This is a genomic window from Novosphingobium organovorum (genome assembly GCF_022832435.1).
In the GTDB taxonomy this organism is placed as follows: Bacteria; Pseudomonadota; Alphaproteobacteria; order Sphingomonadales; family Sphingomonadaceae; genus Novosphingobium; species Novosphingobium organovorum.
In genome coordinates, this window is sequence record NZ_JALHLF010000074.1 from 1 (window position 1) to 18570 (window position 18570).

Genomic DNA, 18570 nt, shown 5'->3' on the forward strand with positions numbered 1-18570 from the left:
TTGGACGCCCACATCTGCGGAAACTTCGGTACCCATTGACAAGCGGGTGACCGATCTGATCGAGGCCGGTCACTTGCGTGAAGTTCTTCCCAAGTGGTCGTCCCTGGGCGAAGCTTTCCACATCTACTATCCAAGCCGGCGCCAGCAACCCGAAGCGCTGCGGCGCTTCATAACCATGATACGGGACGAAGCCCGCACCGGAAGCGCGAAACGGCCAACTTCCCTCAGCAATGGGTAGCTGCTGAACAGCTGGCGCGCTCGCTCATGTGACTCGTATTTTCGATCAAAGCTCCGGAGCTTCGTTCATCCAGGTCAACCGCATGCAGCTTCTGAAGTTGGCGCACGTAAAATATTGTGGAAATTAAAGGTCCTGCGGTTATTGTTGTGAGCAGGTTCGAACGGAACCTGCGAGCCTTGGCCGATGATATCGGGACGACATGCCGGGCTGACCGCTGCGCCCCGCCGAAGGCCGTCTGTACATGTCCCACAAGTTCACTGTCCTCGTTGTCGAGGATGAACCCCTTATATCGCTGGCGGCCTGCGACCTTGTCGCGAGCGTCGGATACCTTCCGAGAGAGGCGGCGGATGCTACTCGCGCTCTCAGCATCCTTGAAGAGAGCTCTTCAATAGCAATCCTGTTCACTGACATCGACATGCCCGGGCCAATCGATGGGATGGAGTTGGCTTTTGAAACACAGGCGCGATGGCCGCACATCGGCATCATCATCACGTCAGGCCGCTGGCCTCTGGCCCGTCACGAAATTCCGCATGGCGCTGTATTCCTGGAAAAACCTTATCTCGATAGGTCTCTCGTTGAAGCATTGAAAATGCTCATGGCCTGACTTTGGATCCTATTGCCGCCCAAGCACATCAAGCCCCGCTGCAGGCCGATCACAGAATTGCGATGACAGATGATCGAGGGCGCGGTCATCGTTAGCTCTCCCGTGATCGCGCCAAGCGCCACCCCCGCTTTCTCATTGCCGGGCTATCGTTGCGCCGGGGGCTGCTCGTTTTTCTGCCCCTGTCTTACAGATTTCCTTGCTTTGCTCTGGCAGACAATCCGGTTTCCGCAGTTTTCAAATTCACCAATCCAATTCTGATTCGTTTCTCCGCCTTTAAAACGAATTTTGGAAGCTTCTTGAATTAAATTATCAATACTTTCTCATTTGCGCTCACCGAAAATATGCCGATAATGGCGAATAACAGCTGGATGTCGTGGCGCAGATTCGCCTTGGCACCGGCGGTGGCGATTTATCTTGCAATTTTTGAATATGACCATATATTAAAGATTGCCTCACGTCGCTTGCGACGGAATTTGATTGCCGTACAGATTGCGGCACCGCCTTCCTTACACGCTTCATGGCTCCGCAGATTGGGATGTGCCCGCCTGCGGGCTTTTACCCGCATCTGAAGAGGCGGCCATGGCGAAGGAAGAACTGATTACGCTGGAAGGCCGGATCGACGAAATCTATCCCGACGGGCGCTTTGGCGTGATGCTTGAGAACGACCACAGGATTATTGCCTATACTGCCGGAAAAATGCGGCGGTTTCGCATCAAGTCGGTCGTCGGGGATCAAGTCCGCGTGGAAATGACGCCCTACGACCTGTCGAAGGGGCGCATTGTCTATCGCGAGAAGACGCCAGGGCAAGGCCCCAGTGGCTCTCGTGGACGGACCTTCCGACGCTGAAACGAGAAATGAGCGGCTTTAAAGCCGGTTCGAGAACGACATGATGACACTCAAGACGACTGGCGCCACCGAGCGCCACCCCAAGCGCCCTTGCGCAAACCCGCGCAGTCGGTTGCCCCGCATTCCGGAAATGCGCTCGCTGCTGAGCGCCACCGACCTGCAGCAACTCGTTGCCGCGATGGTCGATTGACCATTTCATGAACACCAGCGGGAGGGCCCTCAGCCTCATCCGCTAACAGGACAGAAACCATCGACCTCAACCACGAATACGCCGCGCACCAGCGCGCCCTGCTGCAAGCCAGCACGGCCCGGAATGACGACGATCGCCGCACGCTCATGCTGAAAGCATCGACCATCGCGTGCGGCATCAGCGCATTCCAGCACAATCTTGGAGCGGCCGCAGCCTGTGCCTGGAGCCAGGCGTGCGTTGCCCCATCCTCTTCCATCAGGCCGCACAGCGCATCACGCGCTGCGTGACTTTCCCCTTTTGCTCTCGTTGGATTTTTAAACGGGTATCGACGAATTGGTTACGGAACATGGGATGTCAAAATCACCTTTTTCCGCAAGACGCAAGACGACGCATTCCTTTCAATTGACGACCAGACGCAACACCCGGCCGGCATGTCGCCGACGGGCAATCCCGTTTCTTGAAAGGAAACGACCATGACTATCGGAACCGTAAAATTCTTCAACGAAGATAAGGGCTATGGCTTCATCCAGCCTGACGACGGCTCAGCCGACAGCTTCGTGCACATCTCGGCTGTTCAGGCCGCCGGGTTCTCGACGCTCAACACGGACCAACGCGTGAACTACGTGGTGGAAGAGGGCCGCAACGGCAAGAAAAGTGCTGTGAACCTCAGCAGCGCTGACTGATTTCCCCGCGCCCTCGGCCCGCGCTTGCGCGGCGTCGGGGGCGTCCGTTCGCCGACTTGCAAGGACATGCAATGGCTCTGAACTACACGTTCCTGATTGCCCGTGCCGACGAAGCCGCGCGGGACGCCCAGGTTGCCGAACTTGAGAACGTGCGCGCGCGCGCCTTGCGTGCCGAAGCGGCATGGCGAAAAATGGCCGCCAGCGCGCTCAAGGTGCAGCAAAACCGCAAGAAGACCCTTCCGTCGCTTCCCGAAAGCTGACTGGCTGGTCGTTCCGGACCGGATCTTTACCGATCGCCCGTCGCAAGGCAGTCGACCAGAATGCGTCTGCCCAGATCGAAAGAGGAACCCATGGCTGAAGCGATGCTCACATTTTGCGAAAGTACAAATGGAGATACCTGGTCTCTTGGCAAGCGTGACGGCTGCGGTGCACTGCAGGTGCTTCATTGCGCCAATGCATCATCGGGCGGTGCGAAAAACTGGCTCGGGCTGGTCGAATTTCTGGCAACAAACCCGGGCTCGCCGGAACACTCGGCGCTGCTCGAACGGATCAACGCCATCGTTTTCGATCGTATCGCGGGCAAGCCCGACGGGCGGGCGCAATTGCTCATGCATTTTCGGGATGCAACCGAAGCTGAAGCCACGGCGGCATTGTCAGGATCGAAAGTCCAGCTTCCGCTTGGATCGACCAGCGATGCCCTGGAATTTTTCAATTGCATGGTCGATCTCCTGACTGGCCTGCAGCAAGTCGAAGACGAAGCCGATGCCCGGCGCATTCCTGCAGGATTTGGCAGCACGCATTGAAACTGCGTAGCTGGGGCGGCTCCATCCCGGACCACCCGTGCCAGAACCACAGTCAGCCTGCCCGCCGTCCACCCGTCACGGGGCGCGGCGATTGTGCAGCACAAAAGCCGTCACGTGGGCGCGCGCCGCTTGCGCTCAACCCCGGCTCGGGTCCCCCATGGCCATCGGGCCTTCAGGCCTTGTCGGAACGGAAAAACGGGAAACGCGCGACTTTCCCTTCGATAACGTGCGCGGCAAGCTTCGAGCGGATGACCATCGCGCCCTCTCCACGGGTGCAGACCAGATGCGTACCGCCTTGCGGTAGCGGCTCGGTGCAACTGATCGACACCTCGTACTTTGCGCAGGCCGCGATCACGTCTTCTTCGGGCAGGGCCAGGTTCATGGCGCGGCTCATGACAGCAAACCGCCTTCGTCAAGCGCCAACGGCAAGGATAGGTCAATGGTCACGAAAAGAGCAGGGTGTAACGGCATCAAGAGGCTCCACGTCAAAAGCGGGAGCACGACCTGTCTCTCAGTCAGGACTTGCTCGGATACCCTCGGCCTGATGCTGGGGGGTATGAGCCGTTCTCCCGATGGTGACAAGCGCTTACTGCCGCCAGGCTTCCTCAAGTGCCATGCACAGCAATTCCGCCCAGTGCCGTTGTCCGGCCTTGTCCGCAACGTGATCCTGACGGATCTCGATTTCGGCATAATCCAGCGTACGGCCGAAAGCATGGCGGGGAACGCTGTAGTCCGTCCGGTCCATGGGATAGGGCTGGTTATCACCGACGCACAGGCCTGGCTCGCGCGCGAATGCGCCCAATAACCGGCGCGAAAAGCTCTCGTTTCCGCCCGCGTGAAGGATACCGACATCCCAAGGCCGTTCGATCCCGCCGAGAACAGGCGTAAAGCTGTGGAGCGCGACCAGCACGACCCGCTTTCCGGGGTGCCAGCGCCTTGCGACCTCGTCGGCCAGTCTGGCGTGGTAGGGCTCGTGAATTTCGCCGATACGCAGCGTTCGCTCGCGCGAGGAAAGGCTTTGGTTGCCCGGCACCGGCGTCCCGTCGCTGGTTTGCGGAATGGCCTCATGCGACCAGGGATCGCGATTGCAGTCCACCACGAGGCGGGAATAGGCCTGCGACAGAAATACGGCGTCGAGGCGCCTGGAAATGGCACGGCCCAGTTCGGCAACGCCGATGTCGAGCGCGATATGACGGGACAATGCGTCCTCTCCAAGGCCCAGTCGCCCAAGCCGGGCAGGTATCGCGGCTCCGGCATGATCCCCGGTCAGGATGAAAGGCGCCGTGCCGAGAGGATTGAAGCGTTGAACGGGTTCGGGATCGCCGGGACCAAACAAGGTCTCAGGGCGTGGTGCAGCCATCAGGACATGGCGCAGACATGCCGCACTTGATCATTCGTCATCTTACAGAATACTCCTACCGACAGCCTGTCGCTCTCGGTGAACATCGCATCATGATGCGCCCGCGCGAGAGCTTTGACCAGCGCCTTGTCAGTGCAAGGCTGGCGATAACGCCCCAGCCGGCGGAACTGCGATGGCTGCACGACGTGTTCGGCAATTCGGTGGCGATCGCATCCTTCGGTGCGCCGGCTAGAAACTTGCGGGTCGAGAGCACCGTGCATCTCGATCATGAGCCTATTGCCGGGGCCAGCGTTGACATCGAACCGTACGCCCGGCGCTTTCCCTTTACCTATTCCTCCGAGGACATGCCCGATCTCCTGCGCTCGATCGAACGCGCCTACCTCGATCCCGGGCGGATCATCGACGACTGGGCGCGCACATTCGTCGGTTTGGACCGGTCGTCCGATACGCTGGCCATGCTCGAGGACATGACGCAGACAATCCGGCGCGATTTCACCTATATTCCTCGCCACGAGAAGGGTACGCAAAGCCCGATCGAAACGCTGCAAAGGCGGCAGGGAACCTGCCGGGACTTTGCGGTGTTGATGATCGAGGCGGTGCGTTCGGTCGGCTTCGCGGCCCGGTTCGTATCCGGATACGTCTATGATCCCGACTGCGGCACGGGCCGCGTGGGCGGGGGCAACACGCACGCTTGGGTTCGCATCTTCCTGCCGGGTTCCGGCTGGGTCGAATTCGACCCGACCAACGGCATCGTCGGGAACAGCGGTCTGATCCGCGTGGCGATAGCGCGTGATCCTTACCAGGCCGTCCCGCTGTCGGGCCTGTGGACCGGCTATCCCGGCAGTAACCTTGGCATGTCGGTAGAGGTCGACATCCAGTTGAGCGGCGCAGCCCCGCCCCCGCACGGCGCCACCAATACCCGCTTCGGGTGAAAGCAAGGAATCCACGATGTTCATTCGAGCCGGCTACGAAATTCACTTCGAAGCGCAGATACCGACCGCCATGCTGGCCCTGCTGAGCGTGCACCCCTCACGCAACAAGCACCTCACCACCCCGCAGCGCATCCGCACCTGGCCCGAGGTGCCGATCTACGACTACGGGGATGGCTATGGGAACATCTGTTCGCGCTTCACGGCGCCTGCGGGAGGCGTGGCGGTGTCCTGCGACTTTGTCATCGAGGACGATGGCCAGCCCGATGTACGTGCGCCAGACGGCCCGCAGGCCGGCGTCGAAACCTATCCGGACGAAGCGCTGATCTATCTCCTGGGCAGCCGGTACTGCGAAACCGACCTCCTGATGGATGTGGCGTGGAGCAATTTCGGTCACCTGGTGTCAGCCCGAGACCGGGTTGAGGCCATCGTCACTTTCGTACACGGCCACCTGCGCTTCGGCTACGAGCATGCCAGATCGAACAAGACGGCATGGCACGGTTACCAGGAGCGCGAGGGAGTGTGTCGGGACTTTGCCCATCTGGCCATAGCCTTGTGTCGCTGCCTCAACATCCCGGCCCGCTATTGCACAGGCTATCTCGGCGACATCCGGGTGCCGGCGGACGACGCACCGATGGACTTCAGTGCATGGTTCGACGTGTTCATCCAGGGCGCCTGGTACACCTATGACGCCCGCCATGCTGTCCCTCGCGTTGGCCGGATTCTGATGGCAAGGGGCCGCGATGCAACCGACGTGGCGCTTACCACGAGCTTTGGCGACGCGGTCCTAAAGTCGTTCTTCGTCCGGGCGGAAGAGGTTTCGTCAGCGACCCTGCCCTGACGAGCTGGCCCGGGCATCGTCCGGGCAGTTCAGAACAGCAAAGAGGCGACTGGTGGTTCGATTCTGACATTTGATACCCTATCGGATAGGGCGCGCTCAAATGTCAGAATCAATCCACTGGAAACGAAGCCGCAGCCGTTATTGCCATAGTCAACACGCGCGCGGCAGCCAGGAACAGTACCATCGGCGTATCCGAATTCCAGCGGGTTACACCTGTAGTGTAGTCCCCCGGGATGAGCAGGCCACTGGCCAGGAAGGTATAGCAAACGAAACTGCCGAAACTCGGCTGTATGCCCCAAGCGCAAAAGGAAGGGGCCCGGTCGCGAAGATCGTGATGGCAAAGGCGGCCACCAAGGCCATCCTATCCACAGCGTTCAGCCAAGCGCGTGCGGGTCAACTTCCTTTCATGCTCACATGGATCACAAGGCCGCTGCGGCATGACTTCTCTGATCCCGTTTCCAGGCAAGGAGCGCGCCGGATTCTGCAAAGCCGGCCACTGACATCAGGATCTGTTGCGCAGGTCCGCGATTACCTGCTCCAATCCCTTGTGCGAATGGGTCGCCAGATCGAGCGGCCGGCCGGCCAGAGCGATGCATTCGCCATTGAGGTAAGCGATGGCTTCATCCTTCGTCGTGAAACTTTCCAGCGCCATCCGGGTAATGAGCCCCTGCCGCTTGGCCGCCTCTGGCGGAATCTTGAATCGGATGTCCCGGCGCGACCACGCACCTCGAACTACAGGTTTTTTCGTGGCTTCTTCGGTCATTTGCTGCCTTTGTCAGAAATTGTAGCCGCCTTGAGTCGCCAGCCGGTGCAGGCAATGGCTCACCTGGAGTTGCCCCAAGGCAGAGGCCTGGACCTGATCCATGAGCGTGCCGTGGCCATCCGTTGAAGGCTGGCTCAGGAAGGCATCGGCCGCCTTGGGCCCGCCCAGCAGATTATGGGCCAGCCGCCAGATGTCTTCGCGCCTACGGTAAACCGCAGAGTTGCGCGGTGGCCCCGACCACAGGCGCCCGTTCGCGCCAGGGGTGTGATGCCGGATCGATGCTACCCTGCAAGGAGCAGGCTGGAACATTATCGCGTCCAACTCGAATAGGGCAATGCACTTCGCTCCGGGCACAATCTCGCGATACGTCGCTCATAATGGCGAACCAGATCGAAACGAGACCCAAGGCTCGCACCTCGAGCCAAGTTCTCGGACAAAGCCAACTGGCGGTGGAAAAGAAGTTGCTCAAGATCCATGCGCATTCTCCATCCTGCGGGAGCGCGCTTGGTCTCTCAGTCACCGAATTGCGAAACACCTTCGGCAATGTCGTCGGTATACGCCACTTCAACTGGCAGCGCCAGCTTCTTGTAGGTGGGCTTTCAGTCTGGCGTAAAAAAATATTTCTGGAAAATGTTGACAATTGTTCGAATTGGAATGTGAGAGCCCGTTTGAAAATTCGCGAAATGCGAATTTTGCGGCACCAGCCCACTCCCCCACCCGACCACCCATTGCCAGTATCCTGCGGGTGGTCGGGTGGCGGGTGGTCGGGTGGGGGAGTGGGCTGGTGCCGTAATCAAAATGCCTGAAAAGGCATTTTTCAAACGGTCTCTGAGAAGGCGCCACACTGGCCTGTGGCAGCGCGACCATGAGCATGCTGTTGGCTCAAGGCGAGCACCCGATCGGCTCACTCGCGAACTTCAACTTCCTTATGAAAATAGCCCAACTCCTGTAAGCTTCGATTTTGCCAGATTCTTCTGATTCACACAGGAGATTTTTCCGGCAAAGGTTTACTGTCACGGCCAAGCACTATTCGGATTTTAGAAGCTGGGAGGGGGCGACTATTTGAATTACAGAAGGCGACGACTAGCGCGTTTGGGGAATGAACGAACGACCAGTTTCGGGAGACTACTAGCGGGACGTTCGCCTCATGATGGCGTCCGATTGCGACGTACTATGGCATTGAAGCCGACTGTCTCGAATAAGTCCCAAGGCCCGCCCTTATCTGCCGTCCATCGAACTCATGTGGATAGGGCAGGTGGCCTTGCTCTCCGCCTCCTCCACCTTCGTCACCCAGTCGGCGAACTTTGCGCGCTCCTCGTCCGGTAATCGAAGGAAGCGCGCCACTTTCTCCCAGCGCTTCGCATCGTAGATCGGCATCAGCCGCTGACCGGCCGTCCAGCCATCGCGCTTCATGGCCGCCACAGCGGATTTTTCGCGCCAATGCCAACTGTCCGGTACGATATTCAGGGCACATGATGGTAGTTCCCGATCGCTTTGGCGGGACAACCATTAAATCTACCATCATTTGGGTGAGATTTAGTGAAATGGCCCGAACCTGACGGAGCCATGATACAACTCAAAAACCGCAGAAAACAGCCGGTTTTGGGATGCTTTCAGACCTGCTGAGAAGCAAAAATGGAGCCGAGCCGGAATCGAACCGCCAAATCTTTCCGACTTTATATCAATCAATTAGATCGAAGCCCGCGCCTTAAAGGCCCCACTCAAAGGCCCCAATAATTCTTTCCTTCAAAAGCAATCGAACCGATTCCCGAATGAAGTCGCACCTGCCCTTGCTACCGACGTCACGGAGGCGGACATCATGATTTCATCTGACGACGCAGATGGCCGTGGCCGGTAACTTCCCTCACATGGTCCATGAGCGCATTCAGCAGCCCCCGCACCTCATCCGGTTTGAAACCTCCATCGTTCGGCATGGCATCGCCGATCAGGTGCATACGGTTCCATTTCCAATAAGGGGCCAGCACGTGCGTCAGGCGTTCCGTCTCTTCGCACTCATAACCAAAGCCGGTGGCGTTGGCATAGGCCAGCGATCGGTCAACGTGCAGACCAATGTGCCGAGCGCACCAAGCATCGGGAAAGCCTACGTCCAGCAGGTGGCATGACAGGGCCAGTTGGACGACGATGCCGGTGCAGTAGAGAAAGTCGGTCCACTCGCCCGGCGCGCCGGGTTCAAGCGATCGCTGGAATTCTTGCGCGCGCTGGTAGCGAGCGCGGCTGAGGTCACGTCCTTCGCGAGTACGCAAGAGCTGGAAGGGCTCGCCGCCGTAGATCCGCCATAGCGCGGCAAGCTCACCGTTATGGGCACGATGTGCAGGCCTGACAGGCAGGCTGCTCTGGGACGAGACAGGGATAAGGTAGTCCATAGGCACCTCCGGTCCGCATCGATGCGGTTACGCGGAAGATGACGAGACAGATGCGGAAACAGTCCCGAACTCCCGCACGCTAGGCGCGGGAGCCGCCGGAGCTGGTAACATGCACACGACATGCGCCGCCGCCTTTAGCCCGAGGGCTTGGACATACGCGTCGGCACCCCGGAAAACCGAATTTTCCGAGCTTGCATCGTGTGCGGGATTACCAGTCCCGGCGCTGCCCTTTGCGCAGCGCCTCAACAAGATAGCAGAGGGGAGTCCGCGCGCCAAGGGCAGCGCGACCGGTGGCATAGAGGTCTGGTTACGGCACCCGCGTCGTTCAAAGATGTGTCTTGACCCTGCCGTCCGCTAGATCGGACGGCAGGGTCAACATCACCACGGCCACAGACGCTGCCACCATGGATCGGGCTCGCGCAACGTGCGCAAGAATATCTTGAGTGCTGCGGCAAATTCGGCCTGTACCTCGTCCGCGCTCATGCCATGCCGCTCGGCGAGTTCGGGATAACTGGTTTCCTCCAAGCGCATCGCCCAGAAGATCGCGCGCTGCCGCTCAGTCATCCGGCGCAGGGCACGATGGCCCCGCCGCCGAAAGACATGGGGTGGAAGCTGATCACTCATGACTGCGCCTCCCCACCCGAGAGGAGAAAGTCCGCTGCCTTGCTCGCAGCACTGGCGGCCCGGAAGATCGCCTTTTCGTCGGCCCGCAGAACCTCAAGCCACGCGCCAATGTAATCCGAATGCCGGACCGTGGGCTGGATGCCGAGCGAAGCGCAGGTGAAGGCCGCCGCCATCTCGGCAACGAGTTCCTCCTTGGCATACGTGGCAGATCCAAAGGCTCCCGACTGATCCCGGTTCAAACGGCTGACATGGCCGCTGTGATGCCCGATCTCATGCAGCGCCGTGCGATACCAGTTGATGGGATCATGAAAGGCAGCCTGCGGCGGAACCTGCACATAGTCCTGTGCGGGCGAATAGTAGGCCTCCCCTCCGCCAATCCGGAAATCCGCGCCGGTCGCGGCAATCACCCGGTCGGCTTCGGCAACTGCCATGACCGGATCGGGCAGCGCCGGAATGCTGGTCAACTCTGCGGGAAGCCCCTCGCACTGGTCGACGTTAAACACGGTAAAGCGCTTGAGGAAGGCAATGGTCGGTGCCTCGCGATCCTCGCCCCGTGCCTTCTCGGCTTCATCCTTGGGCGTGAAACGGTCGGCATAGCAGATGACCGTTCCCTTCTCCCCGCGCCGAACATGCCCGCCCGCCTTTTCGGCCTGCCGATAGGTCAGCCAGCGCTGCGAGCCGTAACCCTGTTCGATCCCTGAAGCCCAAAGGATCAGCACATTTATGCCTGAGTACACTCGCCCCGACACGCCATTCTGCGGCATCGTGCAGTGGCAGCGCGAGGCATCCCAAGGTTGCACCCACGGTAACCTCCCTTCCTCCAACTCGGCGATGATCTTGGCGGTAACCTCGCCATAAAGGCTCTGACGGTCCGACGTGCTCATGGTCCTTCACTCCTTCCTTCAACCGCCATTGACCGGCGCCAGGGTGGCGGGGGGCGGCAGGAGCGGACCAACAGCCCCGCCGGTAACCGGCGGGGCGCACCCGAAGGGCTGAAACGGAGTGGAAGACCCGGAAGCGCAGCGGACGGGTTGCGCGCNGGACCAACAGCCCCGCCGGTAACCGGCGGGGCGCACCCGAAGGGCTGAAACGGAGTGGAAGACCCGGAAGCGCAGCGGACGGGTTGCGCGCCGCCGAGGCGAGGCTACGGGGCCGTGACGCCCCCCGCCACCTTGGAGCCGAAGGCTCTACGCCGCCGCGCCAAACGCGCGGTGACTGCCTACGGGACGATACGTCCCGACCGGACCGCTCAAAGCGGGCCGGAACGCGTCATGCGATCGTCACGGCCATGCCGCCGAGACGCCGCAGGCGGCTCGGCTGGAGCGCAGCGGAAGTAGAGCGCGGTCAGGCCGAGACGGCCTGAGACGCCACCATCTTCAATGGCGCACCATGTCAGGAAACCAAGGTCTGATCTGAGTGGTTGAAAGCCGCCGTAGGATCGCCTCACCGACTATGTTGAATGATCCGGAAAGTCTGGATTGAGGCCTCGATCAGCGTAAGTTGGCCTTCGTTGAGTTGGCGGAAAAATCCATCTCAGTCGCATGCGCAGAGAACTTCTTTAGGGCAGTGATGATGCAAACGCTTTCACATTGGAAACGCCTGTTCGACAAAGCCTGTACGCTTGAATGCAGCGACCTGAGGCTGGTCGGTCGGGATTTCGAAGGAACCTTTTTTTCCGGCCCTGGCCGGATCGAAATCGACGGTTCCTCAAGCATCCGTTTCTCGATGTATGGCAGCGCGGCTGATGGCGGTGCGGCTTGGTGCAAGATGATCTCCGCGCGCGAAAATCCCTATGAGGCGCTTGAACAGTTTCGTCTCTTCGCCACCGACTATGAAGGCAATGAATGGGCAGGCGGCTATACCGCTATAGATTTCTTCACCGACCATAAATACGGCTGGCCGCTCGCGGGAGAATTGCAAGGGCTGAGCACGAAAGTCTCAGGTCCATGGGTGGCGCAGAATAGTAGCGTAGAACTGTTGTTCCTGCCTCCTTTCCATCTTCCCATGAACGAATGGATGATGACGACGACAACTCTCGGCGAGGAAGAGCTTGGTGGAAGCCGTGGGCCGGGACGGCAGGTTATTGACGTGCTGGGCACGCGGGTCGTGTTCGCCAATGATCTGTCCGGGGACGGGCTCTGGCTGACCGCCGATACAAGCGACCAACTGCGCCACCCTGAGGCTGAAAGCTGGCTGTCGGAACCGCTACGTATCCTGATGGGCGCGATCATTTATCCCCGGCTTACCGCGCGGAACTTCGGTGATGGCTCGGCTTTCGTGACTTTGCTTCCCGCGCCGAGACAGGTGACGCCTTCGCCGTTCGGCCTGATGCAGCCCGTGGGGCTCGACCGGACGCATGACGAGCGGTTTTGGCAGCTTTACGCGGATATCCTGTCGATGATCGCGGCTGGTGACGGTATGGGCATGCAAGGTCACGAAGTGACACGGCTCTATGAAGAACTCTGTCAGGCGCAACGTGGATCACGTTGGAGTATCCTGCTCACACTCGCTAGTACGGTCGAGGCGCTGGCAAAGTCACTTATGAGCGAGGGTGACAGGCGCTCGGAGTTTTCCGATGACACCCTGAAAGCCATGGAAAAGCACCTTCGCGCGTGGGGCGGTGACGCTGCGCTTCGCGGGCGCATGTTATCAAATCTGGGGTTTGTAAAACAGCGTAGCCCGCTCGCATTCCTCCGCACCTTGGGCAAAGGTGGAACGGTCAATCCGGCCCATGTGGATACGTGGCAGAAGCTCCGCAATTCGGTCATGCACGGCGAAATGGCCGGGCCGTGGTCCACGGCGGAAGGCGATCAGCACATGCAAGAGTTGATAGCCCTTGTGCATGACCTGACCAAGGCACGGATTGCCAGAGGATAGAGGAGAATTATATATCAAAAACAACAATATCGGGATTATTTCTTGGGTGTCCCGAAGTGCTATATTCAGCCCAAACCCACTGACTGAGTAAAGATGTTTGAGTATCGGCGTTGGCAAGAAATAGAGACGATTTTACACAGAAGACGGTGAACCAGATCGCGAAGCGCGCGGGCTGGCTTTGTTCGTTTCCATCATGCCGTGCGCTCACAGTCGGCGCGACTGAGGATGGGGACGGAGAAATCAATCTCGGCACCGCAGCCCACATCTGCGCTGCCGCGCCGGGTGGCCCACGCTATGACGAGAAGATGACGCCGGAGCAACGTTCCTCGGCGGAGAACGGCATCTGGATGTGCCGCGATCACGGCAAGGCCATTGACTCAGATGAGAAGGCATTCACCGTTGGCCTTCTGCGCGAGTGGAAACGGCAGGTGCAGGAAGATTCCTGGCGGCGCGTGCTACGGAACGAAGCACCTCCCGCACCGCAATCCAACGATGACCTTCACGCGCGGCTTCGCGATGCTGCCACTGCCGACCTTTCCGTGTTCCGGAACACGGCGAAATGGCCTTCCACGTCCGTGCCGCTTACGCTTGAAGTGGAAGGGCTCAGCGAACCTGTAACGACAAACGCAATCGCGCGTGCAGTCGTGTCATTGGACGACTTGGTTCTGGTCGCACCGCCCGGCATGGGAAAAACGACGACGCTCTTCCAGATTGCCGAGGCCATGTTGACCGATGGCGGCGGCATACCCCTCATCGTGCCGCTTGGTGATTGGGCGACCGAAGAAACAACGGTTCTCGGCTCGATCCTCAAACGCCCTGCCTTGAGGGACATTTCGGAAGCTGATTTCCGGGCGGCGGCAAGCCTTCCCGGCATGGTGCTTTTGCTGGACGGCTGGAATGAGTTGGACGCCGATGCGCGCAGGCGTGCGCGAATACAGGTCGAGACCCTGAAGGCGGAATTGCCGGAACTCGGGCTTATCATCTCAACGCGCAGGCAAGCGCTCGACGTGCCGTTCGCAGGAACGCGCGTCGATCTTTTGCCGCTCAGCGAGGAACAGCAAATGCAAATCGCCGTCGCTATGCGCGGCGATGCAGGCGCGAAAATCGTGGATCAGGCTTGGCGCACATCTGGTGTGCGCGATCTCGTCACCATACCGCTTTACCTGTCGGCCTTGCTTTTGCTTCCCGAGAACGCGTCGTTTCCGACCACGAAAGAGGAAGTCTTGCGACACTTCGTCGCTGCGCATGAAAACGATGCGGGTCATGCAGAGGCGCTCCATGCCGTGGCGAGGGGCTTTCAGGGAGATTTTCTGGGCGGCCTTGCCGACTTCGCCTCGCATACGGCAAATACGGCCATTTCGGACAGCAATGCGCGAAGTTCAATCTCGGAGACGGGAAAGCTGCTGGTTCAGAACGGGCAATTGACCCTAAACTCCCAACCCGATCCCGGTGACGTGCTGGATGTGCTGGTCAACAGCCATGTGCTCATGCGCGCCGGTGATACGCCCGGCGTTTCATTCCAACATCAGCAGTTGCAGGAATGGTATGCCTCGCACACGGTTGAACGCCGGATCATCAGCGAAGTAGATGATTCCAAGGGACGCGAAGCGCTGAAAGCCGACATCTTCAATCTTCCCGTGTGGGAAGAAGCTATCCTATTCGCAGTCGAGCGAATGGCCCGGAGTGGAGCGCCCGAAAAGGCTGCCTGCGGCAAGGCCATTCTCGCCGCTTTTGAGGTCGATCCCATCCTTGCCGCCGAAATGATCTACCGTGCAACGGATGACGTTTGGGCTTCTGTCTCGACTACGATTCAGGAACATATCGGCCGTTGGCATGCACCGGGCAAATGCGACCGTGCTTTCCGCTTCATGATGAATTCAGGGCGTCCGGAATTTCTTGACCACATCTGGCCGCTCATCACCCATGAAAACGATCAGGTAAGCCTCAAGGCGCTCCGCAATTGCAGGCGCTTTCGTCCGTCCCTGCTAGGGCAGGATGCAAAAAAGCGTATCGGGGCTTTACTATCGCAAGTGCGCGCCGTGCTTCTCCATGAAATGGCGTTTCACGGCGGCATGGATGGTCTTGATCTCGCAATGGCGGTTGCGAAGAACGATTCCGATCCGGAAGTGCAGGCATCCGTCGTTGACGCACTGGCGTTCCGCCGCGCCGACCGCCACATCGTAGAATTATTGCAAGGCGCAAAAGACGCGACTTTCGATCTGGTCGCGCGGAAAAACCTCTTTGACGAAGTGAACGACGAGGCTGTGCAACAGAGGATCACCGCTGCGCGCAAGCGACACGAAGAAAGCGGCATGTCAACTTATGACCGGCTACACTCGATCATTTTCGCCAGTGATATCACGGATAAGAGCGGAGAACTCACCGCTATTATCACGGAAATGGAGATCGAGAACCGGCAGGATGCAGCGGTGCGGCTCATCTATGAAGCTTGGAATCGATATCCGCGGGCAGTTGCAGATGGTCTGCTTGCGCGCGTGCGGGCGGGCCGCACCTTGTTCTATGGGGCGGACGATATCCTCGCCAGAGCCGGCTTCGCCCTTGAAGACGATGACCTGCTGCGCTTCGCACTGGCGGAAACGGGACGTCTGGATAACCAGGCGGAAGCCGCTGCTTCTGTTCTCGGACCGCAATCTGTGGGGCGCATGATCGATGCGCTGTTGGATGCGGGGACGCGGCTCCGTGATGCGGACGGCAAATACGACAAGACGGCTGCGGACAGGTATCACTGCATCCAATCGCGTATTGCGCATGTGCCGGGCGTAAGCCTGGTCGCAGCCACGTGGGCGCATTCCGCAGAGGCCGACAATGAGCAGATTGAACGACTAGCCGAATTGCTGTCACGTCATCCCGATGAGGCCGACCGGGGCCGTCCTTTCGATGCGGAAAGCCTTACTGCTATCCGTGCGCTTATCGAAGACTGGGGCAATCGCGTTTTGTCGTCCAGCGACGCGGAGCGGCGGCATATTGCCAGCGTCGCTTCGCTTGCGCGCCGTGCGCCCGATGTAAGTTTGCTTCCCCTCTTGAAACGGATGCTGGATGAAAATCTCCGCCGCTACCGTGCCTTCAGGGAAGAAGCCGCTGCCGAAGGTTGGCGGCAAGGCAAGGCGCAGAACGAGGCAAGTTGGCCATTGACGCAGGAATATATGCGTGCGTTCATGGCTATAAAATCGCCGGAAACGACCGCGTTGATGTGTGAATATCTCGCCGATCCACACTTTGGCGAACTCGCGGCATGCGTTCTCGCGGATCATTGGAAGGCCGCAAATGAACCTCCGCCGAACAAACGCTTCTTTGGTGGACCGGATTTTAGCGGCGTGGCGGAAAAGCGTGCGGTCCACGCCGCCGATCCGGGTGCGACCTCGGACGCGGCGGAAGCAATTTTCTCTGTCATCGAAACGCTTATCGCGGATGGCGCAACAGACGACCAGAAGCGGCTTGCGGCCGAACTCGGTATCGTGGCTGTACGTTTGCCGCACGGCCAGCGCAATGCCACCATTGAGAAGCTCATCTCTCTTACACCCCGGCGCACGCGTTCCAAATTGCTGTTCAATTTGATTCTCTCTGGCGCGGAAATCGATAGCAAATTTATCATCGATGGTGTCGCCGAAACACTTGAGGCTGCAAAAACTCATCCATGGATGCTCATGGACAACCAAGACTATGAGTTGCGGGAATGGTTGAGATTATCACCCTTTACCAATCAACCCGCCGTAGCACTCGATATTGTGCAGAACATGCCTGCTGCACAGCAAGAGCCGCGCTTTCTGGAGGGCATGGTTGACGCATTCGCCGCGTCGCCCTCGGCAGGCGCGGAAGAGGCTCTATTTGACCTGGCCGAACAAGATCAGAGATTCTACGAGAATTATCAATGGCGGGCGTCAGCACTCAAACTGGGTACGATCTCATCCGCACAGCGCCTCATCGAACTCACGGCGCAGGGCGTTTTCGACGCTAAGTCAGTCGACAAATGGCGATGGTCGCGAGAACTCGGCACGTTGATCGAAAGACATCCGGAAGTGCGCCGACAAGTTTATGATTCGCTGAAAAGTGGTGTGACATCCCCCGCTCTCACGCTTCTTGCCAAGGCCGTTGCCGAAAATCCAGATGACGAAGGGTTACTGCTTCTCATCGATATCGAGATCAAACAGAAGCAGCCCATGCTGGATTGGCGCTCAATTGAGGCGGTCGTCACAGAGCACATTCCCGTCGAGAACTGGTGCAATGCTTACAACGTGGTGCCTGTGCCCGCCGCCGAACTACGGCAAACGCTACTTGCACGGACAACGGATGGCGGCCCAGAAGATGCCGCTGCGCGTTGTTTAACGGCTATTGATCTCATTCGAGATGAACGTGGTGTGCCCATGACAGAGCCGCGCCATCCCGACCTTGCATCTGGTAAGCCATGGCCAATTATGAAGCCCGATCCAAATGCAACAGCAGATTAATTTCCAAGCCATTTTTTTGCAATCGACAACCGCGCGAGATGCAAATGTTTTTGCTTCGGAAAGCAACTGAGTATGGTCGGGGGCTCGACAGCAGGTATCTACCTACTCTCAAGTACAATTCGAATGAGGGATTATTCCGGTGCTTCGGCCTAACGATCTTTGCCCGTGCGGAAGTGGACGCAAGTACAAGAAATGTCATCGGATAGTAGATTTATCGTCATCCGATCAGAAATACGTCGCCGCGCAGGCGGTGTACGCTGCAAATTGGAAGGTAACCGCCGAACTGCAATATGAGCGTGGCGACTACGCTTGGATGGCGGAACAGTTGAAGCCGTTCGAAGTGAAGCGCGTGCTCGACGTCGGGTGCGGAAGTGGACATGGCCTCCTTGCTCTCACGGAATGTCTGCCTTCCGGGCTCCGCGTGGTCGCGATCGATGAAAATCTCGCATGTCTGAAAGTTGCGCAACAGACTCTTCAGAAATCGGGGTTGCCAGCGCCGTTAATTGAGCGGCTCGAAACCGTGGAAACGCCCTACGGCTTTTTGCAGACCGACAAGCCAATTTCCCTGCCGTTGGCGGAGCCGATCGCGTTGATTGAAGCCGATCCGTTAACCGACAACTATCTGGAGAAGGCTGTTCTTCACAACGGGCTGTTCGATGCGGTTACCATCTGGCTGACTGGCGCCCACTCGTGGCGTAGACACAACGCTTATAGTGTACACCGAGGGGTCAAAGACGAACATGACCTTCGGATTGTTATCCAAAACGAAGTATACGAGTTGGCTGACCGTGTCTTGCGCCCGGGCGGCGTGTTGCAGGTCGTGGACCGTTCCGAGGCCCCGACTAGCGACTTCATTCGCCAAGGCTACTTCGAAAGCCATCGAGAGCAAGCTGAACCGACAACTATGGACGTCAGGGAGGTGGGCACCTCCATTTACCTCTCGCCAAGTGCGCCTTGAGATG

At 59.0% G+C, this 18570-nt stretch carries 18 protein-coding genes and 1 pseudogene; 12 read left to right on the plus strand and 7 right to left on the minus strand.

Annotated features, from left to right (window positions below; all coding sequences use genetic code 11):
* The 7 genes and pseudogenes from MTR62_RS15275 to MTR62_RS15305 form a co-directional block, all read left to right on the plus strand.
* Nucleotides 1-238, plus strand: a pseudogene (locus MTR62_RS15275) (hypothetical protein); the annotation flags it as partial.
* A 241-nt stretch (nucleotides 239-479) separates the two neighbouring features.
* A complete protein-coding gene (locus tag MTR62_RS15280) occupies nucleotides 480-842 on the plus strand; it encodes a response regulator (protein ID WP_244022477.1) in 363 nt (120 codons plus the stop codon).
* A gap of 579 nt (nucleotides 843-1421) precedes the next feature.
* The gene (infA, locus tag MTR62_RS15285; RefSeq protein ID WP_244022479.1) at nucleotides 1422-1688 is read left to right on the plus strand and encodes a translation initiation factor IF-1; all 267 of its coding nucleotides are present in this window, start codon (nucleotides 1422-1424) and stop codon (nucleotides 1686-1688) included.
* Between the two features lie 40 nt (nucleotides 1689-1728).
* Nucleotides 1729-1878: a hypothetical protein gene (locus MTR62_RS15290; protein ID WP_244022481.1), complete on the plus strand. Its 150-nt coding sequence runs from the start codon at nucleotides 1729-1731 to the stop codon at nucleotides 1876-1878.
* Between the two features lie 473 nt (nucleotides 1879-2351).
* Nucleotides 2352-2561 (plus strand): cold-shock protein, encoded by a 210-nt coding sequence (locus MTR62_RS15295; protein ID WP_148628165.1) that lies wholly within the window; start codon nucleotides 2352-2354, stop codon nucleotides 2559-2561.
* A 71-nt stretch (nucleotides 2562-2632) separates the two neighbouring features.
* Nucleotides 2633-2821, plus strand: a complete 189-nt coding sequence (locus MTR62_RS15300) for a hypothetical protein (protein ID WP_244022483.1) — start codon at nucleotides 2633-2635, stop codon at nucleotides 2819-2821.
* A 90-nt stretch (nucleotides 2822-2911) separates the two neighbouring features.
* Nucleotides 2912-3364 (plus strand): hypothetical protein, encoded by a 453-nt coding sequence (locus MTR62_RS15305; protein WP_244022485.1) that lies wholly within the window; start codon nucleotides 2912-2914, stop codon nucleotides 3362-3364.
* Nucleotides 3365-3536: 172 nt separating this feature from the next.
* Here MTR62_RS15305 and MTR62_RS15310 read toward each other — a convergent pair whose 3' ends face one another.
* Nucleotides 3537-3758 (minus strand): hypothetical protein, encoded by a 222-nt coding sequence (locus tag MTR62_RS15310; RefSeq protein WP_244022487.1) that lies wholly within the window; start codon nucleotides 3756-3758, stop codon nucleotides 3537-3539.
* A 192-nt stretch (nucleotides 3759-3950) separates the two neighbouring features.
* Nucleotides 3951-4724 carry an N-formylglutamate amidohydrolase gene (locus tag MTR62_RS15315; protein ID WP_244022489.1) on the minus strand — a complete coding sequence of 258 codons (774 nt, stop codon included), beginning with the start codon at nucleotides 4722-4724 and terminating at the stop codon, nucleotides 3951-3953.
* A gap of 17 nt (nucleotides 4725-4741) precedes the next feature.
* On the opposite strand from MTR62_RS15315, the gene MTR62_RS15320 reads away from it, so the two are divergent.
* Together MTR62_RS15320 and MTR62_RS15325 are read left to right on the plus strand one after the other, a co-directional pair.
* Nucleotides 4742-5656: a transglutaminase family protein gene (locus MTR62_RS15320; protein ID WP_244022491.1), complete on the plus strand. Its 915-nt coding sequence runs from the start codon at nucleotides 4742-4744 to the stop codon at nucleotides 5654-5656.
* Nucleotides 5657-5672: 16 nt separating this feature from the next.
* Nucleotides 5673-6494, plus strand: coding sequence for a transglutaminase-like domain-containing protein (locus MTR62_RS15325; RefSeq protein WP_244022493.1), 822 nt, complete (start codon nucleotides 5673-5675; stop codon nucleotides 6492-6494).
* Between the two features lie 502 nt (nucleotides 6495-6996).
* On the opposite strand, the gene MTR62_RS15330 is transcribed toward MTR62_RS15325, so the two are convergent.
* From MTR62_RS15330 to MTR62_RS15350, 5 genes are all read right to left on the minus strand, one after another.
* A complete protein-coding gene (locus MTR62_RS15330; protein ID WP_244022496.1) occupies nucleotides 6997-7257 on the minus strand; it encodes a hypothetical protein in 261 nt (86 codons plus the stop codon).
* A gap of 1218 nt (nucleotides 7258-8475) precedes the next feature.
* Complete coding sequence (locus MTR62_RS15335; protein WP_244022497.1) at nucleotides 8476-8670, minus strand: hypothetical protein; 195 nt, start codon at nucleotides 8668-8670, stop codon at nucleotides 8476-8478.
* A gap of 404 nt (nucleotides 8671-9074) precedes the next feature.
* On the minus strand, nucleotides 9075-9641 hold the full coding sequence (locus MTR62_RS15340; RefSeq protein ID WP_244022499.1) for a hypothetical protein: 567 nt from the start codon (nucleotides 9639-9641) through the stop codon (nucleotides 9075-9077).
* 378 nt (nucleotides 9642-10019) lie between these two features.
* Nucleotides 10020-10265: a sigma-70 region 4 domain-containing protein gene (locus MTR62_RS15345; protein WP_244022500.1), complete on the minus strand. Its 246-nt coding sequence runs from the start codon at nucleotides 10263-10265 to the stop codon at nucleotides 10020-10022.
* Nucleotides 10262-11149, minus strand: coding sequence for an ArdC family protein (locus MTR62_RS15350; protein ID WP_244022502.1), 888 nt, complete (start codon nucleotides 11147-11149; stop codon nucleotides 10262-10264). Before MTR62_RS15350 ends, MTR62_RS15345 begins: the two co-directional genes overlap by 4 nt.
* Before the next feature lie 616 nt (nucleotides 11150-11765).
* Here MTR62_RS15350 and MTR62_RS15355 point away from each other — a divergent pair.
* From MTR62_RS15355 to MTR62_RS15365, 3 genes are all read left to right on the plus strand, one after another.
* Entirely contained in the window at nucleotides 11766-13142 is a 1377-nt protein-coding gene (locus MTR62_RS15355; protein WP_244022504.1) for a hypothetical protein, read from the plus strand.
* Nucleotides 13143-13288: 146 nt separating this feature from the next.
* Entirely contained in the window at nucleotides 13289-17608 is a 4320-nt protein-coding gene (locus tag MTR62_RS15360) for an NACHT domain-containing protein (protein WP_244022506.1), read from the plus strand.
* Between the two features lie 139 nt (nucleotides 17609-17747).
* Nucleotides 17748-18566, plus strand: a complete 819-nt coding sequence (locus MTR62_RS15365) for an SEC-C metal-binding domain-containing protein (RefSeq protein ID WP_244022508.1) — start codon at nucleotides 17748-17750, stop codon at nucleotides 18564-18566.
* The last annotated feature ends 4 nt before the right edge of the window (nucleotides 18567-18570 follow it).

Coding starts and splice junctions, on each gene's coding strand:
- MTR62_RS15305 (WP_244022485.1), top strand. CDS start 2,912: ATGGCTGAAGCGATGCTCACATTTTGCGAAAGTACAAATGGAGATACC.
- MTR62_RS15325 (WP_244022493.1), top strand. CDS start 5,673: ATGTTCATTCGAGCCGGCTACGAAATTCACTTCGAAGCGCAGATACCG.
- MTR62_RS15335 (WP_244022497.1), bottom strand. CDS start 8,670: ATGAAGCGCGATGGCTGGACGGCCGGTCAGCGGCTGATGCCGATCTAC.
- infA (WP_244022479.1), top strand. CDS start 1,422: ATGGCGAAGGAAGAACTGATTACGCTGGAAGGCCGGATCGACGAAATC.
- MTR62_RS15280 (WP_244022477.1), top strand. CDS start 480: ATGTCCCACAAGTTCACTGTCCTCGTTGTCGAGGATGAACCCCTTATA.
- MTR62_RS15350 (WP_244022502.1), bottom strand. CDS start 11,149: ATGAGCACGTCGGACCGTCAGAGCCTTTATGGCGAGGTTACCGCCAAG.
- MTR62_RS15330 (WP_244022496.1), bottom strand. CDS start 7,257: ATGACCGAAGAAGCCACGAAAAAACCTGTAGTTCGAGGTGCGTGGTCG.
- MTR62_RS15340 (WP_244022499.1), bottom strand. CDS start 9,641: ATGGACTACCTTATCCCTGTCTCGTCCCAGAGCAGCCTGCCTGTCAGG.
- MTR62_RS15320 (WP_244022491.1), top strand. CDS start 4,742: ATGCCGCACTTGATCATTCGTCATCTTACAGAATACTCCTACCGACAG.
- MTR62_RS15345 (WP_244022500.1), bottom strand. CDS start 10,265: ATGAGTGATCAGCTTCCACCCCATGTCTTTCGGCGGCGGGGCCATCGT.
- MTR62_RS15295 (WP_148628165.1), top strand. CDS start 2,352: ATGACTATCGGAACCGTAAAATTCTTCAACGAAGATAAGGGCTATGGC.
- MTR62_RS15315 (WP_244022489.1), bottom strand. CDS start 4,724: ATGGCTGCACCACGCCCTGAGACCTTGTTTGGTCCCGGCGATCCCGAA.
- MTR62_RS15290 (WP_244022481.1), top strand. CDS start 1,729: ATGATGACACTCAAGACGACTGGCGCCACCGAGCGCCACCCCAAGCGC.
- MTR62_RS15310 (WP_244022487.1), bottom strand. CDS start 3,758: ATGAGCCGCGCCATGAACCTGGCCCTGCCCGAAGAAGACGTGATCGCG.
- MTR62_RS15300 (WP_244022483.1), top strand. CDS start 2,633: ATGGCTCTGAACTACACGTTCCTGATTGCCCGTGCCGACGAAGCCGCG.